This is a genomic window from Burkholderia sp. Bp9015, assembly GCF_003853505.1.
Lineage (GTDB): Bacteria > Pseudomonadota > Gammaproteobacteria > Burkholderiales > Burkholderiaceae > Burkholderia.
Genome location: NZ_QTPZ01000043.1, coordinates 1 through 22,970, shown reverse-complemented (window position 1 = coordinate 22,970; position 22,970 = coordinate 1). Strand labels below are relative to the sequence as shown.

At 65.1% G+C, this 22,970-nt stretch carries 19 protein-coding genes and 1 pseudogene; 9 read left to right on the top strand and 11 right to left on the bottom strand.

Going from position 1 to position 22,970, the window contains the following annotated elements; translation table 11 throughout:
- Nucleotides 1–161: 161 nt before the first annotated feature.
- The 9 genes from DIE12_RS32400 to DIE12_RS32360 form a co-directional block, all read right to left on the bottom strand.
- Complete coding sequence (locus DIE12_RS32400; protein ID WP_044848342.1) at nucleotides 162–497, bottom strand: Rieske 2Fe-2S domain-containing protein; 336 nt, start codon at nucleotides 495–497, stop codon at nucleotides 162–164.
- 3 nt (nucleotides 498–500) lie between these two features.
- Nucleotides 501–812: a YciI family protein gene (locus DIE12_RS32395; RefSeq protein ID WP_044848341.1), complete on the bottom strand. Its 312-nt coding sequence runs from the start codon at nucleotides 810–812 to the stop codon at nucleotides 501–503.
- 5 nt (nucleotides 813–817) lie between these two features.
- Nucleotides 818–1,693, bottom strand: coding sequence for an intradiol ring-cleavage dioxygenase (locus DIE12_RS32390; protein WP_124523325.1), 876 nt, complete (start codon nucleotides 1,691–1,693; stop codon nucleotides 818–820).
- Nucleotides 1,694–1,722: 29 nt separating this feature from the next.
- Nucleotides 1,723–2,790: a maleylacetate reductase gene (locus DIE12_RS32385; protein ID WP_124523324.1), complete on the bottom strand. Its 1,068-nt coding sequence runs from the start codon at nucleotides 2,788–2,790 to the stop codon at nucleotides 1,723–1,725.
- Nucleotides 2,791–2,797: 7 nt separating this feature from the next.
- A complete protein-coding gene (locus DIE12_RS32380) occupies nucleotides 2,798–4,264 on the bottom strand; it encodes an aldehyde dehydrogenase family protein (RefSeq protein WP_124523323.1) in 1,467 nt (488 codons plus the stop codon).
- 40 nt (nucleotides 4,265–4,304) lie between these two features.
- Nucleotides 4,305–5,324, bottom strand: a complete 1,020-nt coding sequence (locus DIE12_RS32375) for a hydroxyquinol 1,2-dioxygenase (RefSeq protein ID WP_124489251.1) — start codon at nucleotides 5,322–5,324, stop codon at nucleotides 4,305–4,307.
- A 42-nt stretch (nucleotides 5,325–5,366) separates the two neighbouring features.
- A complete protein-coding gene (locus DIE12_RS32370) occupies nucleotides 5,367–5,861 on the bottom strand; it encodes a hydroxyquinol 1,2-dioxygenase (RefSeq protein WP_124523322.1) in 495 nt (164 codons plus the stop codon).
- Nucleotides 5,862–5,975: 114 nt separating this feature from the next.
- Nucleotides 5,976–6,905, bottom strand: coding sequence for a LysR family transcriptional regulator (locus tag DIE12_RS32365; RefSeq protein ID WP_044848336.1), 930 nt, complete (start codon nucleotides 6,903–6,905; stop codon nucleotides 5,976–5,978).
- Nucleotides 6,906–7,036: 131 nt separating this feature from the next.
- Nucleotides 7,037–8,287 carry an MFS transporter gene (locus DIE12_RS32360; RefSeq protein WP_124489249.1) on the bottom strand — a complete coding sequence of 417 codons (1,251 nt, stop codon included), beginning with the start codon at nucleotides 8,285–8,287 and terminating at the stop codon, nucleotides 7,037–7,039.
- Between the two features lie 273 nt (nucleotides 8,288–8,560).
- Between DIE12_RS32360 and DIE12_RS32355 the strand changes: the two genes are divergently transcribed.
- From DIE12_RS32355 to DIE12_RS32325, 7 genes are all read left to right on the top strand, one after another.
- A complete protein-coding gene (locus DIE12_RS32355; protein WP_124489248.1) occupies nucleotides 8,561–9,115 on the top strand; it encodes a hypothetical protein in 555 nt (184 codons plus the stop codon).
- A 21-nt stretch (nucleotides 9,116–9,136) separates the two neighbouring features.
- A complete protein-coding gene (locus DIE12_RS32350) occupies nucleotides 9,137–11,905 on the top strand; it encodes a type VI secretion system Vgr family protein (RefSeq protein WP_124489247.1) in 2,769 nt (922 codons plus the stop codon).
- Nucleotides 11,906–11,923: 18 nt separating this feature from the next.
- Nucleotides 11,924–14,236, top strand: coding sequence for a DUF3274 domain-containing protein (locus tag DIE12_RS32345; protein ID WP_124551507.1), 2,313 nt, complete (start codon nucleotides 11,924–11,926; stop codon nucleotides 14,234–14,236).
- Nucleotides 14,233–15,714: a virulence factor gene (locus DIE12_RS32340; RefSeq protein WP_260429065.1), complete on the top strand. Its 1,482-nt coding sequence runs from the start codon at nucleotides 14,233–14,235 to the stop codon at nucleotides 15,712–15,714. Before DIE12_RS32345 ends, DIE12_RS32340 begins: the two co-directional genes overlap by 4 nt.
- A gap of 71 nt (nucleotides 15,715–15,785) precedes the next feature.
- Complete coding sequence (locus DIE12_RS32335) at nucleotides 15,786–16,043, top strand: PAAR domain-containing protein (RefSeq protein WP_124523318.1); 258 nt, start codon at nucleotides 15,786–15,788, stop codon at nucleotides 16,041–16,043.
- An 18-nt stretch (nucleotides 16,044–16,061) separates the two neighbouring features.
- Complete coding sequence (locus DIE12_RS32330; protein WP_124523316.1) at nucleotides 16,062–16,376, top strand: TrfB-related DNA-binding protein; 315 nt, start codon at nucleotides 16,062–16,064, stop codon at nucleotides 16,374–16,376.
- Nucleotides 16,377–16,644: 268 nt separating this feature from the next.
- Nucleotides 16,645–18,129 (top strand): aminotransferase class V-fold PLP-dependent enzyme, encoded by a 1,485-nt coding sequence (locus tag DIE12_RS32325; protein ID WP_124489857.1) that lies wholly within the window; start codon nucleotides 16,645–16,647, stop codon nucleotides 18,127–18,129.
- A 253-nt stretch (nucleotides 18,130–18,382) separates the two neighbouring features.
- Here DIE12_RS32325 and DIE12_RS32320 read toward each other — a convergent pair whose 3' ends face one another.
- Nucleotides 18,383–19,498 (bottom strand): DJ-1/PfpI family protein, encoded by a 1,116-nt coding sequence (locus DIE12_RS32320; RefSeq protein ID WP_124489856.1) that lies wholly within the window; start codon nucleotides 19,496–19,498, stop codon nucleotides 18,383–18,385.
- An 88-nt stretch (nucleotides 19,499–19,586) separates the two neighbouring features.
- Between DIE12_RS32320 and DIE12_RS32315 the strand changes: the two genes are divergently transcribed.
- Together DIE12_RS32315 and DIE12_RS32310 are read left to right on the top strand one after the other, a co-directional pair.
- Nucleotides 19,587–20,597 carry a GlxA family transcriptional regulator gene (locus tag DIE12_RS32315; RefSeq protein ID WP_124489855.1) on the top strand — a complete coding sequence of 337 codons (1,011 nt, stop codon included), beginning with the start codon at nucleotides 19,587–19,589 and terminating at the stop codon, nucleotides 20,595–20,597.
- Between the two features lie 408 nt (nucleotides 20,598–21,005).
- Entirely contained in the window at nucleotides 21,006–22,538 is a 1,533-nt protein-coding gene (locus DIE12_RS32310; RefSeq protein ID WP_124489854.1) for an amino acid permease, read from the top strand.
- A gap of 123 nt (nucleotides 22,539–22,661) precedes the next feature.
- Here DIE12_RS32310 and glyA read toward each other — a convergent pair.
- A pseudogene (gene glyA / locus DIE12_RS32305) lies at nucleotides 22,662–22,970 on the bottom strand (serine hydroxymethyltransferase); the annotation flags it as partial.

Genomic DNA, 22,970 nt, shown 5'->3' with positions numbered 1-22,970 from the left:
CCGCTCATGCTTCGTGAAACAACACCTTCCCCCACCCGGATCAGGCTTGCATCCGGGCCGGTACAATAAAATTCATTTAGTTTTACTTATTGACTCGGACGAATGAAATCCCACGCACTTCCGATTTCATCCAGCCTGGTGCAATCGACCCTTCCGCCGATTCAGGCGCTCCGGCAAATCACCCACGCCGCCGCATCCACCTCGACGGCCACGGCTTCCAGCCCGGCACCCGAGCACGGCCCGTCGATACACACACCGTCGTCGAACCGGAACAGCGCACTGTGATGCGCGCACATCAGCACCTGGGATCGATAACAGGAAACGCTGCCCGGCACGAAATCGAGCGGAACCGAGAAATGCGGGCAACGATTCACGTAAGCCCACACCTGCTCCCCGCGCCGCACGACGATGACGGGGCGTCCGATGCACGCCTCATCGACGACCCGCGCGCCACCATCCGGCACATCGGCGAAGCGACAGAGTTGCGTGGCACCCATGACTCACGCTCTCCGCTCGGGATTGCCGAGGCTCCAGTCCCACGGACGCACCTCGACCCGCGAGAACAGCCCTTCCTTCACATACGGATCGTTGCCGACGAACTGCATCACCGCATCGATGTCGTCCGCCTCGACGACGAGCAGCGTGCCGTTCATCGCATCGCCCTGCGGATCGAGCGTCGGCCCGCCGAGCCGCACATACACGCCGTGCTGCGCGGCGGAACGCAGGTAGGTCCGATGCGTCGCCCGCACGCGGTCGCGCACCTCGCGCATCCCGGGCTGGTCCGTCGCAAACACCGCAAAGAATCGCGCCATGTCGGTCAGCTCCGGTCGAGCACGAAGTCGTACGTCGCCTCGCGATACGGGCCGCTCAAGCCGACCCGGCGCGCGAGCGCGTCACCCGCCGCACGCGGCCGATAGGCGACCATCAGCGACGGCTTCACGCCGAAGACGGCATCCGACTGCAGATACGCGTCGTTCTCGTCGAACAGATGCGTGACGAGCTTTCGGTAGCCCGGTGCATCGATCATGAAATGCAGGTGCGCCGGCCGCCACGGATGGCGCCCGGTGGCGTCGAGCATCTTCCCGACCGGGCCGTCGGTCGGAATCGGATAGCTGACCGGCAGGATCGTCGTGATCGCGTAACGACCTTCGGCATCGGTCCGGTAGCGGCCGCGCAGGTTGCCGTGCGGCTGCGCCGTATCCTGCCCGGAATACATGCCGTTCTCGGCGGTCTGCCACACGTCGAGCACGGCGTCCCGCACCGGCGCGCCGTCGGTAGTGAGCACGCGGCCATGCACGACGACCGGCGTGCCGGGCGTGAACGCCATGTTCTCGCCATACGCGCGCTCGGGCATGCCCTCGATGTAGAACGGGCCGAACACGGTCGTTTCCGTCGCACCGGTGGCGAAGCGATGGTTGATCGCATCGACCAGCATCGACACGCCGAGCGTGTCCGACAGCAGGATGAATTCCTGGCGCACGACGTCGTCGCACATCTGCCCGGTTTCGGTCAGGAAGCGAATCGCGGCCATCCACTCGGCCTCGGTCAGCTCCGTTTCGCGGACGAACGCATGCAGGTGCCGCACGAGGCTCTGCATCAGCACGCGCAAGCGCTGGTTCGGCGTACCGTCGAAGCTGGCGACGACCTGCTCGGTCAGCCGAGTGTCGCCGTCATCATGATGATCATTCGTCACGTTCGTCTCCTTTGTATGCAGCCGGCCGCTCACTGCGGCTCGCGCCCTTCCCACGCATGCTGAAGCAACTCGCGGATCGGCGCGCGCTCGATCGGCCGCGGATTCGCGTACGGGTTCCGGCACGCGAGGTCGGCGGCTTCCTCGAGGCCCGCTTCCGGCATTCCGATGTCGGCCAGCGCCGCCGACAAGCCCAGTTGCCGGTTCAACCGGAACAGCAGCGGGCCGGCGTCGGCCGCGTCGGTGCCGCCCAGCGCCCGCGCGACGCGGCGCAGCGCGTCGGGCGCCGCCGCATGGTTGTAGTGCGCGGTATGCGGCAGCATCGCGGCGTGCGTCTGTGCGTGCGGCAGGTTGAAGGTGCCGCCGAGCGTATGACAAAGCTTGTGATGCAGCGCCATACCGACCGCACCCAGGCACGTGCCGGCGAGCCAAGCGCCATACAGCGCGCGGCTGCGCATCTCGCGGTCGTCGGGCGCGCGCACGATCGCGGGCAGCGCTTCGCCGAGCGCACGAATCGACTCCTCGGCCATCAGGCTGATCACCGGGTTCGCATCTTCCGCGTAGAGCGCCTCGACCGCATGCGCCATCGCATTGACGCCCGACGCGGCGGAAATCCCCGGCGGCAGCGACAGCGTCAGGGACGGGTCATACAGCACCGTACGCGGCAACACGCGCGCATCGCGTCCGGTGCGCTTGAGCCGGCCTTCCGTGAGCCCGAAGATCGGCGTCATCTCCGAGCCCGCGTAAGTCGTCGGCAAGGCGAGGATCGGCAGCGACGACTCGAGCGCAATCGCCTTGCCGAGCCCGATCGTCGAGCCGCCGCCGATCGCGATGCAGCAGTCCGCGCCCAGCTCGGCGGCCATCTCGCGCGCGGCCCGCGCCACCTCGACCGGCACGTGCATCACGGCCTGCGCGCACACGCCGGCCGCACGCTCGCCGAGCACGTCCCGGACGCGTTCGGCGAGCGGCTGCTGCTCGGGCGTCGACAGAATCAGCGCCCGCTGCGCGCCGAGCGCGGACAACTCGTCCGGCAGCCGTTCGAGCGCGCCCCATTCGAACACGACGCGGGACGGCGTTCCCTGATAGACGAAGCGCTCCATCTCGGCCTCAGCGCTTGAAGTGCGGCGGCACCTTGCCGTCGACGTTGACCCACACCGAGCGCGCTTCCGTGTAGTCGTGCATCGCCTCGAAACCCATCTCGCGGCCGTAGCCCGACTTGCCGATGCCGCCGAACGGGCTGCCCGGATTGACGCGCTTGTAGCAGTTGATCCAGCACATGCCCGCGTCGATCCGCGACGCCATCCTGTGCGCGCGGGAGAGATCGTTGGTCCAGAGGCCGCTGCCGAGCCCATATTCGGTCGCGTTGGCGATCGCCAGCGCTTCCTCGTCGCTGCCGAAGCGCAGCACGGTGACGAACGGGCCGAACACTTCCTCCTGCGCGACGCGGTCGGCGGCGCTCTTCGCTTCGATGACGGTCGGGCGCACGTAGTAACCGTTCGCGAGTGCCGCGTCCTGCGGCACGCTGCCGCCCGCGAGCACGCGGCCGCCCTGCTCGCGCGCGACGTCGACGAACGACAGCACGCGGTCGAGATGCTGCTTCGACGTCAGCGGACCCATCTCGGTGTCCGGGTCCAGCGGGTTGCCGACGCGAATCGACGACGCCAGCGACACGAAGCGCTCGAGGAATTCGTCGGCGATGCGCTCATGCAGCACGAGCCGCGAACCGGCGATGCACGCCTGCCCCTGGTTGTGGAAGATCGCCCACGCGGCGCCGTTGATGGCGGCGTCGAGGTTCGCGTCGTCGAACACGATGTTCGCGCCCTTGCCGCCGAGTTCCAGCTGCACGCGCTTCAGGTTGCCCTGCGACGCCTCGACGATCCGGCGGCCCGTCGCCGTCGAACCGGTGAACGCGATCTTCCCGACACCGGGGTGTTCGGCGAGACGCTGGCCGGCCGTATGACCGTAGCCGGGAACGATATTGACGACGCCTTCGGGAAACCCGACTTCGGCCATCAGTTCGACGATGCGCAGCGTCGACAGCGGTGTGATCTCCGACGGCTTGAGCACGACGGTGTTGCCTGCCGCCAGCGCCGGGCCCATCTTCCAGCTCGTGAACATCAGCGGGAAATTCCACGGCACGATCTGGCCGACGACGCCGATCGGCGCGCGCTGCACATAGTTCAGGAAGCCGGTTTCGACCGGAATCACCGAGCCCTGCAGCTTGTCGGCCATGCCGCCGAAGTAGCGGAAGCAGCCGGCCGTGCGCGGCACGTCGAGCGCGCGCGAATCGCGGATCGGGTGGCCGGTGTCCAGCGATTCGAGCTGCGCGAGTTCCTCCGCGTTGGCTTCGATCGCGTCGGCGAGGCGCAACAGCAGCCGGCCGCGCTCGGCCGCCGGCATCGCCGACCACTTCGGGAACGCGCGGGTCGCGGCTTCGACCGCGAGGTCCACGTCCGCCGCGGTGGCGGCGGCGATCTTCGTGATCAGCGAGCCGTCATGCGGATTGAGCACGTCGATCGTGCCGCGCTCGACGGCGTCGACGAAACGGCCGTCGATGAAAAGTTGGGTTTGCATGAATCGTCCTCGATGGTGTGCTTGTGCGAGCCGGCGCGGCTCAGAACTCGATCGGATACGGCGCCAGCTCGCCGCTCTCGTATCGCTGCGGAAGGTTCGGCGTCGCGTTTTCCCAGACCAGCAGCATCGAACGCTTCGTCGAGTAGCCCTGGTGCCGGATGTCGGCGGGCATCGCGCAGATGTCGCCGGCGCGCATCGTGACGCGCGCGCGCGGCGCGCCGGTGTTCTTGTCGCCGATGTCCCACACGATTTCGTCGGACAGTTGCAGGAACCATTCGACGCGGTCGTTGCCGTGGAATACCGGCAGGATGAATTCCTCGGTGGTCGGGCAGAACAGGCTGCGCCCGCACACGGAGGTCACCGACGGATTCCACGTCACGTCCGAACGCGACAGGTACTTGAACAGGTTGAACGCATGCAGCTCGCCTTCGAAGCCCGGCTTCACGTGCACTTCCGGCTCGTCCTGAGCGACGTCGAGAAACGCGCGGTTGACCGGCAGATCGTCGCGCAGCGGCGAGTCGCCTTCGAGGCCCGGCATGCGGCGCGTCGCGATGCGCGTGCGTTCGATCGCGGAGCCGTTCTCGCCGTGCTTGCGCCCGAACGCCGTGCCGGTTTCCTCCGGCGCCGCGAACGGATCGAAGCCTTCGTTGGTCCAGTCGTGCAGCATCGCCTTGAAGGTCGCCATGATCGTCGGCGTTTCGAACGTCTCGGTGTAGTCGACGCCGGCTTCCTTCAGGATTCCGTTGAACGTGCCCGCATAGACGTCGACCTTGCCGTAGTGATTGCGCGTGCCGAACACGTGATCGAAATTCACCCAGCCGTAGAAGAAGCCCCACGCGACGTCGCGCATCATCGCGCGCAGGAATGCGTCCGCGGGGATCGCGTGCGTGCGGGTCTGGCCTTTCGCCGGCCAGCTGATTTTCACGAAATACTCGTCGCGCTGGAACGCGAATTCACCGAGGTGGAAGCGGCGGTAACCGGTGACGGCATCGGCTTGCGTGGCCTGCACCAGATCGGCGCCGAAGCCTGCGGAAAGATCGAGGGTCTCGAGGGTGGCCATAACGTGTCTCCTGGAATAGTTGAATCTTCGCGATCGAATCGATCAGTGCAGGCAGATGTCGGCCCACTTCTCGACGGACAGCTCGCCGAGCACGGTCTGCACGAGCGCGACGCCCGGCTTGCTGGCGGTGAAGCGATACGCGCAGCCGGCCGGCAGCAGTGCCTGGTGTCCCTTGCGCAGCACGACATAACCCATCTCGCGGCCCGCCGGCTGCGTGCCGGCGTTCACGGTGCCGCGGCCGGTGGCGGGCGGGTTGTCGAGCTTGATGAAGTCGATGCGGACTTCGCCGTCCATCTGGATCGCGAACTCGTCGTGCGCGCACGCGAACCACGGCGACTGGCCTTCGGTGCGCAGCACTTCGATCACGTATTCGAGGTTCTTGCCGGCGACGACCTTTTCGTAGGGGGCCGACTTCGATGCGATCTCGAAGACGTTCGAGAACGCGTAGTGTTTTGCGCTGCCGCTGGTGATTTCGATCTCGCCCTTCGTGTAGCCGTCGAGCGAGCCAAAGACGGTGTGGAATGCCGTGTCGGTCATTGCTGTCTCCTGAGTTGAACCGCTTGTTGGATTCAACTTTAGGGGCGACGACGCCCGTCAACAAGGCAACGGAGCGCGACTACGGCATTTGCGTTTCGCGAATAATCGCTTCGCTCAACGAACCCAGCCGCGCTCCAGCAGCGGACGATCCCACGGCGACTCGTCGCCGATGTATTCGACGAGGAATTCGACCAGCGCCTTCACCTTCAGCGCCTGTCGCTGCGTTGCGGGATAAACGGCGGCGAAGCTCAGCGGCGCGATCTGGAAGTCGGTGAGGATGGGCACCAGCCGGCCCGCGACAAGCGCGTCGCTCGCGACCAGCGTGGGCAGGCACACGACGCCGCCGCCCGTCAGCGCGTACTCGCGCAGCAGGTGCACGGAGTTCGAGCGGATCATGCCCGGCAGCTCCATTTCGACGACCTCGTCGCCGCGTGTCAGCGTCCAGCGGTTGCGTGATGGATAACCCGAATACAGCGCCGTGGTGTGCTGCAGCAATTCGCGCGGATGTTGTGGCGCACCATGCGCGTCGAGGTAGGCCGGCGACGCGCAGAACAGGCGTCGGACCACGAACAGGCGCCGCTCGATCAGCGACTCGGATATCGGCGGAAAGATCTGGAACGCGATGTCGAACCCTTCTTCGACAGGGTCCACGACACGGTCATTGACGATGATGTCGAGCTGGATGCCCGGATAGCGGCGATTGAATTCGGCGAGCGGCACGCCGAAGTGATCGAGCGCGAAGCCGGGCAGCATCTGGATGCGCAGCCGCCCGGTCGGCGTCGCGCGCAGCTCGCGCATCTGGTCGGTCAGCTCGTTGACGCGCCCCACGACTTCCGCGCATTCGCGGTAGAAGGTCTCGCCCACTTCGGACAGCCGCACGTGGCGCGTGCTGCGATGGAACAGCGGCGCGTTGACGAACTTCTCCAGTTGCTGGATGCGGTTCGTCACGACCGAACTGGTGACCCCAAGCTGCCGCGCCGCTTCCGCGAAGCTGCTCGCCTCCGCGACCCTGACGAACGCCTCGATGCTCAGAAACCGGTCCATGCCGCACCTTTCCCGAAAGCCAAACCGGCAGTCTAACCGCACCTGCCGGCCGGGTGGGTCACGCCGAACGCGTCACACTGTCACCTGACGGGTGTCAATCCCGCCGGCTGCGCGCATGACCGCGGGGCACGTTACGGCTGCTTGCCCGCCGACAGCTCCGGCTGCACGCCTACGCGGCGCTGCAACACGGCCGGGGCCGTCTCCCGCAGCAGCATGCTGACCACGATGCCGAGCAGCACCGCCCCCATCGGCAGCCACAGAATGTTCTGGATCCCGAAGTGCGCGGCGACGTAGCCGCCCATCGCCGGCGCGATGCCGCCGCCGAAGATCTCGCCGCAACCGACCACCACGCCGATCGACGTCGACACGAGGCCGACGGGCGCGGCTTCGGTCGCGACGGGGCCCGACAGCAGCGACACCAGCCCGAGCGTGAAGAACGACGCGACGAACAGGACAACGAACAGCACGACCGGTTGCGGGCCGAGGCCGCGGAAGATGTAGAGCATCACCGCCGTGCCGGCGAAGCCCGCGATGCTCGCGAGGCGGCGGCCCACCACGTCGGACAGCCCCGGCAGCCCGAACTGCCCGAGAAAGCCGCCGAAGCCGATCGCCGACACCACGAGGCCCATCTTCTGCGTGCCGAGCGCAAGGTAATCCGTCAGGTACAGCGGCAGCAGCGCGCCGAGCACGAACACGCCGGTCATCGCGCAACACAGGGCGGCCATCGCGACGAGGATGTTGCGGCTCTTGAGCACATGGCCGAGCGACGCCGGCGCGTGCTCCGACACGACCTCCTTCGCGCGCTTCGGTTCGCGGATCACGAAGAACATGATCGCGCCGAGGATCAGCCCGGGAATGGCCACGAGCGCGAACACCCAGCGCCACGACACGACGTTGAGCAGTTGGGTCGCGATGATCGGCGACAGCGCCAGCCCGAATAGCGCGAAGCCGCTTTGCTGCAGCCCGAGGTTCAGGCCGCGCCGCCGCGGGTGCGACGCGTCGGCGGTGGCCGCGAAGCTGGTCGGGCAGAACGAGCCTTCGGCGACGCCCATCAGCCCGCGGATCGCGATCAGGCCGAGCAAGCCGCCCGCGAGGCCCGAGAAGCCGGACAGCAGCGAGAACGCGATGATGGCGGGGATCAGGACCTTGCGGCGGCCGACCTTGTCGGAGATGCCGCCCATCAGCGCCGCGAAGATGCCCCACGACAGGCCGAGCACGCCGATGCAGTTGCCGACGTCCTGCGCGCTCAGGTGCAGGTCCTTCATGATCGAAGGGAACAGCGGCGCGATGAGCCAGCGGTCGAGGCCGACCAGGCCGAAGCCGAGCGCCAGCAGCGTCACCGCCTTCCACTCATAGGAGGTATCCCACTCGTTTGCTTTCATGTCTGTCTCCGTGGATTGGTCCGCTTGCGCGCGCCGGGGCGTCCGCGCATCGGCCAGGTCCGTTGTCTTGGGTGTGCGACGCGACGTGAGTCGCGAGGAAGTGGCGGCCGCCTGTCCGGCTTCGTTCCGGTTGCAGGCGTCGAATTCAATCAGCCGACGCCCGAACGATAGGTGCGCGCAGGCGGATCGGGTATGGAACAACCGGCGAACGCGCCATTCGCGAAACGCAAATAATCGGGTGCGGCAGGCGGGAAAGGTCGATGGAGAAGCGCTGTGCGAACGGCGGCAGCGTTGAAGCAGCGCTCCTTCCTCGGTTACGGGGGAATCCCTCATAGACATCAGCGAGGCCCGCACGCGACGCCGCTTGCGCGGCCGATGAACGCGGTTCGGCGCGCCGCCCGGCCGCGCGCCGATCAGGATGCGGCGAATGACGAGACCGGCAACCGGCAGATGCGCTCCGAGCAGGCACGAAGCAATCCGTCCACACGTTTTTCGTCAGCGCAATACGCCGCCATTTTCTTCGATATCAGACGGATCCTATCTTCGAAATCCATAAATCGATTTTATTTAAATAAAAAGACCTGCACGACAACCACACAATCTGACAGAACCACCTTGCGCCCGCCCTTTTTACCGATCAATAAGAGACCTTTCAAAATCATCCGAATCGCCGAAAAAGAAAAATACCGTTTCAAACCAATCATCCAGCCAGACAAAAACAAAAATACATTTATCGAGACCGACAAGCTTGATATTCTCGACGCGAATTTTCGATCCGATTTTTTCAATTCAAACAGGACCACATTTCAAACAAATCCTAATCAATAAAAAAGCAATGAGATTATGGCGATGTCGATAGCAAGAACATTTCGGGAATTTGCGTCCAGTCTGACCGACGGGAACTCGCGACCCGTCGATCTCCATTTCGGCCGGGCGCAGCGCGCGGTCGGCCACTTGCTTGCGCTCCATCACGCCGATATCCGCGAAGGCCTGATGTCCGGCATCGACGGCGAGCTGACCTGCGTGTCGAGCCACGATCATCTGTCGCCGACGCTGTTTCTCGGCCTGCCCGTATCGGTCCGGCTGACGACGGACCGCGGCAGTACGCGCGCGATCAATGCGATCGTGCGTGAAGTGCGAACCGGTCAATCCGACGGCGAACTGACCGTCTATCAATTGCACGTGTGTGACGCGCTGTCGTTGATGGACCGTCGCACCAACGCCCGCGTATTCCGATCGCGCCACGTGACGGAGATTCTCGCGACGCTGATGAACGAGTGGAAACTGCGCAGCCACGCACTCGCGCGCGCATTCGATTTCGACCTGTCCGGCTTGCAGGCCGATCGCTATCCGGTGCGCGAACTCACGCGGCAGGTCAACGAGTCGGACGCTCGTTTCATCCGGCGTCTGCTGCGCCGGGAAGGCATCACGGTCTTCGCGAAGGCCGAGCCGGCCGGAGGCGCGCGCGGCATGAACGACGCGTGGCCGATTCATACGCTCGTGTTCTGCGACGACCCGCATCGCCTGAAGGAAGCGCCGGCCGGTACGCTGCGGCTTCACCCGCGCGACGCCGGAACCGAACAACGCGACACGGTGACGCTTTTTGCGCACTGCCAGAGCGTGTCTCCCGGCCAGGTCCGCCGCGCGTCCTGGGACTACAAGCCAGCCCGTGCAGATGACTCCACCGCTGTCACGGACCTTGACCAGGGCGAAGCCGGGAACGACCTTGCGCGCCTGCTGACGGACGTCGCGATCGACATCCCGCACGTCGGCGACTCATGGCGCGATCACGATCGCATCACGCGCGACCGGATACTGGCGCATCAGTTCGAAGCCGAGCGTTACGACGGAATCAGCAGCGTACGCGACCTGCCCGTCGGCCACTGGTTCACGCTGACGGGCGACCCGGAGCTGGACATGCGGCCGGCCGATCGTCGCCAGTTCGTCGTCACGTCGGTTCGGCACGATATCTGGAACAACCTGCCGAAGCCGCTCGCGGGCCGCGCGCACACATTGTTCGCGGCGAGCCGGAACCTCGCGCAAACGGCTGCGCCGGCACCTGTCGATCTGCCGGAGCAAACCGACACGCGCTATGAAAACCGTTTCACGTGCGTGCGCCGCGGCGTGCCGCTCAAGCCCGCCTATGATCCGAAGGTCGACGTACCGCCGGTGCACCTGCTGACCGGCACGATCGTCGGCGCGCAGGGCGAGGAAGTGTTTTGCGACGGGGCCGGCCGCGTGCGCGTGCTGATCCACGGGCACGATCCGGCCGATCACGCGCACGCGCAAGGCGCCGGAACGAACGGCCGGGCCGGCGACAGTGCGCCGATTCGCGTCGGTACAAGCCTCGCCGGCGGCAACTTCGGCGCGCTCTTCCTGCCGCGCGTCGGCATGGAAGTGCTGCTGGGATGTCTGTCCGGCGATCCGGACCGGCTCGTCATCATCGGCGTGCTGAGCAACGGCGCGAACCCGCCCGTGACGTTCACCCATACGGGCGCGCTCCCCGGCAACCGCTTCCTGTCGGGCATCAAGACCAAGGAAATCAACGGCCGGCGATACAACCAGCTTCGTCTCGACGATACGCCGTCGCAAATCTCGGCGCAGCTGGCGAGCGAACATGCGCATACCCAACTGAATCTCGGCTATCTGACGCAGCCGCGCGAAAGCGGACACGGGAAAGATCGCGGCGAAGGTGCCGAGCTGCGCACCGACGCCGCCGCGGCTCTGCGCGCGGCGCAGGGCATCCTGTTGTCGACCTATGCGCGCACACGGGCCACCGGCGGTCAGCTCGATCGAGACGAACTGATTCGGCTGCTCGACGAATGCACGGCGCTGTTCAAATCGCTCGGCGACTATGCCGGCGAGCATGGCGGACAGTCGGCCGATACCGCCGGTCAGGGCAACGTCGCCGATGCGTTCCGCAACTGGACGCCTGACGGTGCGCGGCCCGGTGCGACCGGCGATGCGCCCGCGTTGATCGCGTTCGGCGCGCAGTCGGGGTCGCTCAACGTCACGCCCAGAACGCACGTCATGTATGCGGGCGAGAACATCGATCAGATCGCGCAGCAACACGTTCAGGTCAGCAGCGGCGAGCGCATCAAGCTGCATGCCGGTCGTGGCGTCGCGATGTTCGCGCACAGCGACGGCGTGTCGGCGATCGCGAATCGAGGGAAGGTCACGATTCAATCGCAGCACGACGATACGCAAGTCGATTCGGCGAAGAACCTTCAGTTGACGGCCAGTGGCGGAAACCTCGTCGGCACGGCGAGCGATGAAGTCGTGTTCGTCACGTCCGGTGGCGCGTATCTCAAGCTGCGCGGCGGGGATATCGAACTGGGATGTCCGGGGACATTCACGGTGAAGTCGGCGGGGCATGTGTGGGACGGGCCTGCGAGCATGAGTGCGGATATGCCGAAGTTTGGTCAGGACACGCTTGGCCGAGTACCGAAGCTGGTCCGATCCACCGACGGCAACGCGGCTGCGGGATTCGAGGGCGAGATCAAAAGGCCGTCCGGACCGCTATCGAACTTGTCGAGCGATGCGGCCGGCCAACTTCCGGCTGTCGATGCTGACCAGTTCGAGAGACTGGCGGTGCAGTTCATCAAAAACAATACATAGGATCGCGAAGGAAACTGCATGACTGATTCATTTCTTGACCCGCCGCTGATGGCGACTGCTCATCGCGACCAACCTGCGGCGAAAGTTAATGCTGACGACGTAGCTGTGTCGCGGCCGGCACCGCCGCCGATCGTCGTCGGCCGGGGCGAAGGCGTGACGATGTTTGCGAAGAACACGCCGCTCATCTGCATCAAGCAATTGCCCTTGCCCGGTATCGTGATCTTCGTGCATGGGGTGAATTCCGAAGGCGAATGGTTCGAGGCGTCGGAGGAAGGGCTGTGCAAAGGCCTGAATCGCAGGCTCGGACGTCTGGACGATCAGATGATGTATCACGGTATCGATGCCGGACAACTGACGCCCGCGAAGTACACGGAGAGTGTGACGCCGGATGGGTTTCTCAATCCGAAGCTCTGGTCCGGAAACTACATCAAGCCCGAGCCGTCGTTCTCGCCCGTCATTCATTTCCGCTGGGGCTATCGCGCGACAGCTGCGGAATTGAAGGAGTACGGCGACAAGATCTTTCTCAACGAAAAAGACTATTGGGGCGGCGGCCCGTTCACGAACGGCTGTGCCAGTCTGCCCGATCTTTGGCACGGCGGGCTGGATGATCGAACGATGGGCTGGATGACCGTGCAAGGCATCAATCCGACCAATCGGCCGCTGTACCGCGCGCCGCCTCGAGCGTATGGCGTACTCGCGGCGCTGCGCTTGGCCAGACTGATCGAGTCGATCCGAAGCATGCAGGCCGATGTCCCGATTACCGTCGTATGCCACAGCCAAGGAAATATCGTGGGCCTCACGGCGGCGTTCTTCGGCGACGCATTCCCCGATGTCGAAGATCCGTGGGGGCGCACGGGCCACTGCGTGGCGGACGCCTACGTGCTGGCGAACGCACCGTACAGTCTCGCCAATGCTGACGGCCCGAACAAGTCCGACACATTCATGGATACCTGGTCGCAACGCGCGACGAAAGACGGCAGCGGCCGGCGTGGACGACAAACCTACGCTGCGCGCACGAAGACATTCGGCACATTCCTGTCGATCATCGGTGCTCGAAAAGCTTACGAACAGCCTGCCGACAAAATCGATGAGGACATGGAAAACGAGCGGGTATCGCCTACGAGCAAGCGGTCTTATGCGGCGCAAGAGGATCGCGCGAGGCACGGGCTGAATGAATCGACGTATGGCCGCGTCACCGCATATTGCTGTCCGCACGATCAGGTGATTTCGGCGGTGACGGTGCAAGGGATCGGCTGGCGCGGCATCAGTAAGCACGAACTCGACGATATCGGCGCGGCCGGTATCCTGACGCAGCGCGTGTTTGCATCGGGTTTCGCGGTCGGCGTGCAGAAACCGTACCGGTATTGGGAAGACGATTGGCGACACGGCAAACAAGGAACGAAGCCGGGGTTCTGGTATCCGCCGTCGCCGCCAGCCAAATTCAATCTGGTGGGTGCGATCAGAGGGAACGAGTCTGTGTTCGGTGTGGCGGCGACGCTCGTGACCGCGCCACTCATGTTCGTCGTGACCGGCATCAGTTCGGCATTGAACATGCTCCGTGTGAACGCCGATCCGCCGAAGGGCTGGACGGTAGTTGCGGATGCCCCGGCGCTTGACGAGCCATTCCCGCCGAAGGCATTGCGATTCGGCAAGTCAGTCGCGACCAAGGACGGCGACGCGATCAGCGACTTCAACGAAGGCAACGATCCGCCGGCTGCATGGCGCGACGCGAACAAGGCTGACGCGGACAAGCGCGCTGACGATCCGTACGACCAGTACAAGGCGAAGAACCAGGACAGCGTCGCTCAAGGTACGGCCGCAACGGAAGCCGGACAACGTTACGAGGACCGCGCGCTGATGCGAATGGAAGCGCGTCGGACGCTAAACACCGAATGGCTCGACGGCGACGGCCACGTGATCGGCGAGGACGGCAAAAGCGCGATGCCCGAAGGCTACAAGGATTGGCGCGACAAACAGATCGTCGGTTGGCTCGATCGCGGCACGACCAACAGCCCGACGAATCACTCGACGACGATGACCAACCCAGAGCATGCCGAAAAGGCGCTTGCGTATGACGTCGCTGTGGGCCTGTGCTATCTGACGGAAAAGCAGATCAACGCGCTGCGCGTTCAAGCCGACTGGCGCATGGCAAGTGGAATCTCGGATGACGATCGGAACAAGAAATTTGCGAAGTACTTCAAATCCGGCACCGTCGATGGACTCCCCATGCATAAATGGGTTCATGCAGAAAACAGTGAGGGCAACCTACCAGGCACGATCTTGGATGAACGCGAAGGTGAGTTCTATCTGAAGGCCGGAGACTTGATATGACGGCACTGATTGCTACATGGCCGCGCCGAATCGCATTTGCCGTTTCGGCATGGCTGATCACTATCCTGTTCATGGCTTCGCTGGTCGCGTACGTAGAACAACCCGACCCGGCACATCTGGAAATAGGTGATTGGATGAAACGATTGGTTCTCTTACCTGGTTTGGTCGCTCTTATGGTGCTTCTGTTCACCACGGCTGCGATGCGCGCTGCGCACGCCGGCTCCACTCTGAAGCCAGCAGCGAATGCAGCACCTGCTATAGAAAAAACGGCGAAGCCGATCATTGCCCAGGTCATCGGCCTGATCTGGCTGAATCCGTTGCAACGCAAGGACTATCCCACAGAGTGGCAATTGCTTTGGGCGCAGGGGCTTGTAGCACCAAACAAGAATGACGATATGGTCCGCACGGATCCGAAGTCCTTTACTACAGTGCAATCAGTAGCCGGCATTGCGTACGGCAACGAGGGGCAGGAAACGTTCAAGGGCTTCTACCATAAGTACATGGAAGAATTCCTGGATCTGCTACGCAACCGCTACGCGATGAATGCATCGTACTTCTACACGGTTAAATCCGAGAACTCTCAGGATTGGCGCGAGCTGGCAGGCATCCACGTTGAGCAGGCAATCCCTGAACGACTCGAAATCGCCGAGTCGAGGGAGTTTTTGACCAAGGAAATTGCAGATACCTTCTTGATCGGAAATCCGCATTTCCCGACGATGTGGAGCCGCGACACGCCTCCCGACGTACAAATCACTCAAGGCGGCGCAAACGCCGGCTTCACATCGCTGAACAACGCGTTGGATTACTTGCAGGCGAACCCCGACAAGACCGTATGGGCGATGAATTGGGACGCCCCGAACTTCCCGCCCACGGATGCGCAGATCAACGAGAACCTCGTCGTGCTGTTCCTCGCCGGCCCGAACTTCAACACCGAGCGCGAGCCGCTCGCCTGGATCGGCAAGGCCGCAACCGGCAACACGCACGATTTTTCGCCGAAGGTCGGCACGACACGTGCCGTGCAGGCATGGAAAGCCACGATCGACGAAGCAGCACGCAATGCCGGTGTCGCGGTCACGGACCTGAATTACATCGTCCACGACGCAGGTGTACCCAGCGACGCAGCGTCGTTACGCGTTGTCTCCCTCGCGCAAACCTTGACCGAAACCCTCCCTGAATACGACCACACGAATCAGACCTTCAACACGGCCGCCCTGCTCGGCGACATGGGAACCGGCAGCGCATTGACCGATGTCGCACTCGCAATCGGCCGGATCAACCACTTCGGCGGCAACGCCTTGGTAGCCGGCACGACCGACCCCGAGCACCCCGTCGCCGTCGTCGTCAGACCACCGTCGAAGCTCACCCCGATCGATCCGGACCAAGACTGGTTCCGTGCACGCGGCGGCAACAACGCGTACCTCCCCTGGTGGGGACGTCGACACGACACCGACTACGGCATGCAAGGCTATTCGTGGTGATGCAAACCAGCACCGCGGCATGTGGCGAGTAAAACGCCAATGCCGCCCGAATCATCGAGAGGACGAGTCATATGCGAGGAATCATCCGGGTAGGCGACAGCCATACCCACGGCGGCCGGGTCGAGTCCGGCGCCGACATCAGCAAGGTCATGGGGCGCGCGGTCGCGCGCTTCGGCGACACGTGTTCGTGTCCGATCCACGGCACCTGCACGATTGCCGCCGGCGACACTGCCTTCGACGTCGAAGGTCGGGCCGCCGCATTCGACGGTCACAAGACTTCGTGCGGCGCGACGCTCGTTTCTTCCATTCCGAACTCCGGGCGCCCCTGAATGCTGAAGACACGACGCATGACCGCCGAACAGTTCCGACTGCTGCGGCTTCAAGATACCCGCATCAAACCGTTGAACCAATGGGCCCTGCACGAGATTTTCGTGAAGGGCCGCCCACAGCGCGAGCTGGCCGCGAAACTGGGTATGAACCGCTCGGCAATGTCGCAGCTCGTTCGCAAGGCGTGGCAGCGATATCTGGAACTACCGGGCAACGTCACGCACCTCACCACGCTCACGATTACGATCCCCACGAAATATGAGCAAGCGCTGCATGCCTGGGTGCAGGACGCGCATCGTTTATCGAATCAGCCCGATCAAGACGAGTTGACGTGATCGACGCGCCCCTCAAGGCGTTCACGGACATCCGATACGTCGCAGGCAGGCCGGGCAACGCCCATCGGCAGCGCCCGGCCGCGCCGGCATCCGCATGAACAATTCCCGATCTTCCGTCAGGTCCAGACGAAAACAAATTCCCCCGTATCAAACAAAAAGAAAACGTTATTCCACATCGCTCTGAATTCACAGCCAACTTTGGATCCTTTTTCCCCGTCCTCCCTCGTATCATTTCTCCCATTCCGAAGAGAAAGAACCAGAGAAGGACATGAGCGATACCACCCCGCTGCACTACCTCGACTACGCAGCCACCACCCCCGCGGATCCCCGCGTGATCGAAGCGATGACGGCCTGCCTCGGTGCCGACGGCATCTTCGGCAATCCCGCGTCGAGTTCGCACGCCGCCGGCCGGCTCGCGAAGGAAAAGGTCGAGCACGCACGCGCGCAGGTCGCCGCGCTGATCGGCGCGCAGGCCGACGAGATCGTCTGGACGTCGGGCGCCACCGAATCGAACAACCTCGCGCTGAAGGGCTACGCGGAGACCGCGACCGGCAAGCGCCACCTCGTCACGAGCCGCATCGAACACAAGGCGATCCTCGACACGATGGCGAACCTGTCGAAGCGCGGCATGACCGCGACCTACCTGACACCCACCGCCGACGGCGAAATCACCGTCGACGCCGTGGCCGCGGCGATCGGCCCCGATACGGGCCTCGTGTCGCTGATGCTCGTCAACAACGAACTCGGCACGCTGACCGACATCGGCGCGATCTCGCGCATCGTGCATGCGGCCGGCGCGCTGCTGCACGTCGACGCCGCGCAGGCGCTCGGCAAGACGCCGATCGACGTGCGCGCGCTCGGCATCGACCTGCTGTCGATGTCCGCGCACAAGGTGTACGGCCCCAAGGGCATCGGCGCGCTGTTCGTCCGCCGCGAGATCGCCGAGCGCATCGCGCCGCAGATCCACGGCGGCGGGCACGAGCGCGGCCTGCGCTCGGGCACGCTCGCGACGCACCAGATCGTCGGGATGGGCGTGGCGTGCGAACTGGCCGCCGAGAAACTCGAGCGCGAAGCCACGCGGATCGCGGCACTCAGCGCACGCCTGAAGGACGCGCTGCTCGCGCTCGGCGACATCACGCACAACGCGGCAGCGGCACGCCGCATCCCGCACACGCTGAGCCTCACGGTGAACGTGCCGGGCTTCTTCCCGTTCATGCTCGGCGATGCGCTCGCCGTGTCGTCGACCTCCGCATGCAACTCGACCAGCGGCGTGCCGTCCCACGTGCTGACCGCGATCGGCCTCGACGAGCAAGCCGCGGGCCGCACGGTGCGGATCAGCTTCGGCCGCTTCACGACGGAACAGGACGTCGATTTCGCGATCGCATGTTTCGCGCGCGCGCTCGAGCAATGCCGGGCCGCGGCAGCGACCGGGTTCACCGCGTCGCGACAGATCACGCCGGCGGACCTGAAAGCGATCCGCAGCGCCGGCTTTCGCGCGGTGATCTGCAACCGGCCGGACGGCGAAAGCGCCGATCAACCGGCGTTCGAAGCAATCGCCGCCGCCGCCCGCGAACTGGGCCTCGACGCGCGCTATCTGCCGGTCGAACGCGACCGGATCGGCGATGCGGAAGTCGACGCGTTCGGCGCGCTGATCGATGCGCTGCCGAAGCCGGTGCTCGCCTACTGTCGAAGCGGAAGCCGCGCCGGGATGCTGTGGAACCGGCTGACGGCGCGGCGCACGGCGACGGTCTGAGCGCAGCCCGCATGTAACGAAGCATCGCGCGCGTCCACGTTCATGCTCGAAACCGACGTTTCGACGCGTGGCCGCCCGGGCGTCGCGATCAAACGCCGAATGCAAGTCGGTGGAAAGCGCGAAGTGCGCGCGAAGTGCTGCACGCATGTCCGCTGGCACAGGCCGGGCTCGTCGATCGGCACATCATCCCGTTCGGGCCGTTTCCGGCGTCGGAGCACGGTTTGCGCCCGGTAACGCGCAAGCCCGGCACCCGCTACCTCGCATACTCCAGTTGCAGCGCCACCCAGTCCGACGTCGCGTCGCCGTAGCTCGCCGCGACGTCGCCGAGCACACCGGGCAGCACCGCTTCGCCGCGCCGCCCGTCCGGAATCGTCACGCGCGCGTGGCCGGCATCGGCCGGTTGCGTCAGCAAGCGCAGCCCGTGCTTCGATTCGATCACGTGCGCGTCCGCCGTTGCGACGATGTCGCTGCGCCACGTCCGCGCCCACGCATCCGCGGTGAGCGCAACCGGAAGTTCGTCGAATCCGCTCGCGACAGGCAGATCGAAGGTCCGATGCCGCCAGAACGCGACGCGATTCGTCAGTGCGGTCGCCACGGCACGCGCGGTCAACCCGAACCGGCTGCCGTCGTGAACGTCGCTCCATCCGTGCGCGCCGATGTCGCGTGCCGTTTCGCGCGCGGCCACCGGCCCCGCCAGCGCATTCACCAGCGCAAGCGACGCGGGAATCGACGCCGACACGCCGCTCGTCGTCATCACGTTGCCGTCCATCACGTAGCGGCGATCGTCGACCCACGCCGTTTCGGCAAAACGGCGACGCAGCCCGTCGCGCGAATACCAGTGCGCGGTCGCGATGCGATCGCGCAGCAGCCCGGCGTTCGCGAGCACGGCCGCGCCATCGCAGATCGCCACCATCGTGGCGCCGGCAGCGGCCTGTTTGCGCAGCCACGCGAGCACGGCCGGCCGGTCGGCACGATGCAAGGCCGGCACGATCACGACGTCCGCGCCGAGGGGCACGTCCGCGTCGAACCGGTCGAACGTCGTATCGGCCAGGATCCGCAGCGCGGGCATCAGTTCGACGGCGCCGGCGTCGGCCGACACGGCCACGACATCGGCCGCGCCCGACGTCTTCAGAATCGCGTACGGAACGATGAAATCGGTCGTCTCCGTTCCGGCGTTGTCCGCGACGATCGCAACGAGCGGCCGCGTACGGCCCGCCTTCGGTGCGTTCACGCTCAGCGTTTGCGTGACCGTTCGTGCGCCGTGCGCGGCCGACTGCCCCGACTGCCCCGACATGCACGCGCCCAGCACCGCACACACGAGCAGCGCAACCGCCACGCGCATCGCCCCGTTTCTGTTCCATTCCCGCATCGCCCACCCGCGTCAATCGATTGCATGTGCGGAAAATTACAAGGATCATGCACGCGGTCACAAGGACAACTCCACCGCACTTTCCGCCATGCCCCAGTCAACCGGTCCGGCACGCGACATCGTCGTCGTCGGCTTCGAAGGCGTCCAGTCACTCGACATCACCGGCCCGATGGAAGTGTTCGCGGTCGCGAACCGCCATCTTCCCGGGCATGTCCCGCGCTATCGGCTCACGCTCGCATCGCAACACGGCAACGACATCGTCACGCACGCGGGCCTGCGTCTTGCCGGCCCGACCGCGCTTGCGGCGTTGCCCGAGCCCATCGACACGATCATCGTCGCAGGCGGCAGCGAAGCGGCGCTGCGGCACGCGGCGTCGAACGCCGGCGTGCTGCCCTGGCTGCGCACGCGGATCGCGAGCACGCGGCGGATCGCAAGCATCTGCACGGGCGCGTTCGTGCTCGCCGCGGGCGGATGGCTGGACGGCAAGCGCGCCACCACGCACTGGAATCAGTGTGCGACGCTGCAGGCGCTTTGCCCCGACGTGCGGGTCGAGCCGGATGCGATCTACGTGAGCGATCCGCCGTTTCATACGTCGGCCGGCGTGACGGCCGGCATCGACCTGTGTCTCGCACTCGTCGAGGCCGACTGCGGCGCGCCGACCGCGCTCGCGGTCGCGCGCGAGCTCGTGCTCTTCATGCACCGTCCCGGCGGACAGGCGCAGTTCAGCGTCGGTCTCGACATCCAGGCAAACGCGACGCCACCGATGCGCGCGCTGCTCACGTCGATCGCCGACGACCCGACCGGCGACCTCGGCGTCGCCGCGCTGGCCGCGCGCCTGCACATGAGCGAGCGCACGTTTGCGCGCAATTTCCTCAAGGAGACGGGGCTCCCGCCCGCGCAATTCGTGCTGGCCGCACGCGTCGAGCGCGCGAAGGCGCTGCTGGAGCGGGCAGACTGGCCGCTCGAACGGGTCGCGCAACGTTCGGGGTTCGGCAGCGTGGATGCGCTGCAACGTGCATTCGCGAAGCGGGTCGGGATATCGCCGCGCGACTACCGTGCGCGGTTCGGACAGAAACCCGGCAAGCAGCAAGCCGAGTAGGCCGCTCCAGGTTCCCTGCCGGGCCGACTCACGGGATTGCGACACGGGGCGCGGTCGACTTCAGAAGGCGATTGCGGGCCATGTCGCCCTTCACGGGAGCGCACTTTTTCCCCGGCTGTCGCATTTCGACAAGTACGGATCATCGCGATCCGCATGGATTCCTTACAAATATTCAGCCCGCCACGCAATGCCCCCGAACGGTGCACCCGTCCGGAGTTTCGCCGGATTGCCGAAATCCGATATCGCCGCGAGATTTGGCTTCATACCGTTCCGTATCGGACCGGATACGCGATCGCCATCGATGCATGACAACGCGTGCCCGCCGACGAATTCCAGGAGCGGGCCGCAGCACCGGGCCCGGGCAGCGATGACGGTCCTGCCTCGCAGGACATACGTGACGGAGCGAATATGGATGCGAAAATCCAGCCTGATGCAGGTATCGACAGCGACGTAAGCCTCCTCCACAAGATGGGATATGCGCAGGAGCTGTCGAGACGCATGAACGGCTTCTCGAACTTCGCCGTGTCGTTTTCGGTGATCTGCATTCTGTCGGGCGGCATCACCGCGTTTCAACTGGCGTTCTCCGCAGCCGGCGGCGCCTCGGTCGGCCTCGGCTGGCCGCTCGGCTCGCTGTTCGCGCTGATCGTCGCGGTGTCGATGTCGCAGATCGCGTCCGCGTTTCCGACCGCCGGCGGCCTTTATCACTGGGGCGCGATCCTCGGCGGGAAGAAATGGGGGTGGATGACGGCGTGGCTCAACCTGATCGGCCTGATCTTCGTGATCGCGGCGATCAACTTCGGCACCTACGATCCGTTCTTCAAGACGCTGATCGCACCGATGTTCGGCGTCGGTCCGGACAGCCTGACGTGGTGGCATCAGACCGCGTTCATCACGGTCATCACGATTTCGCAGGCGATCCTGAACGCACGCGGCATCCGGATCGCGAGCAAGATCACCGACCTGTCCGGCTACCTGATCTTCGTCGTGACGATCGCGCTGGTCGTGTCGCTGCTGGTCTACTCGCCGGTCACGTTCGACCTGCATCGGCTCGTCACCTTCACCAACTACACGGGCGTCGACGGCGGCGCCTGGCCGAAGCAGACCACGCCGCTCGCGTTCCTGTCCGGCCTGCTGCTGGTGACCTACACGATCACCGGTTTCGACGCGTCCGCGCATACGTCGGAAGAAACGCACGACGCGGCGAAGAACGTGCCGCGCGGCATCATCGGCTCGGTGTTCTGGTCCGCGGTGTTCGGCTACGTGATGGTGTGCACGTTTGTGCTGGTCATGCCCGACCTGACCGCCGCGATGAAACAGGGCACCGGATTCTTCGAAGCGATCCTCGCGCCGATCCCGAAGACCTTGCGCGTCTGCCTCGAGCTGGCGATGTTCTTCATCAACTACGTGTGCGGGCTCGCCGCGATCATGTCGACGTCGCGGATGATGTACGCGTTCGCGCGCGACGGCGGGCTGCCGGCGTCGAAGCTGCTGCGCAGCGTGAATCACAATCACCGGACGCCCGGCCCGGCAATCTGGACCTGCGCGGTGCTCGCGATCGTCGTCACGCTGTACGGCGACGCGTTCTCGGTACTGAGCGCGGGCAGCGCCGTGTTCCTGTTCATCTCGTATGCGATGCCGATCGGTTCCGGGATGCTCGCCGAAGGGCGCACGTGGACCGAAAAGGGCCCGTTCCAGCTGGGCATCTGGTCGAAGCCGTGCGCGCTGCTCGCGCTGGTGGGCGCGTGCGTGCTCGCGTACGTCGGCATCCAGCCGCCGAACGAGAAGGTGCTCTACGTGCTCGTCGCGTTCGTGGGCGTGCTGATGGTGATCTGGTACGGGTTCGGCGTGCGCAAGTCCTTCGCCGGGCCGCCGGTGCTCAAGGACACGCGTAACGACGAGCGTATTCGCGAACTCGAGGCGAACGTCGATCCGACCGTGTGACGCGACACCGGTTCGCACGCAGCGCAAAAAATCCGGCTCGCGGTGTGCGAGCCGGATTTTTTTACATCGTTTCGGAACGAGCGAGGTTCAACCGCGTCGGCAGTCGAACCCGATTGCCGCGTCTCAGCCGTAGACCGGGAAACGCTGCGTCAACTCCGCGACCAGACCGCGTACGCGTTCGATCGTCGCGGCATCTTCCGGTGCTTCCAGCACGTCGGCGATCAGGTTGCCGACCTTCTCCGCTTCCGCCGGACCGAAGCCGCGCGTCGTCATCGCAGGCGAACCGAGGCGGATGCCGCTCGTCACGAACGGCTTCTCCGGATCGTTCGGGATCGCGTTCTTGTTCACCGTGATATGCGCCGCGCCGAGCGCCGCTTCCGCTGCCTTGCCCGTGATGTTCTTCGCGCGCAGGTCCACCAGCATCACGTGGCT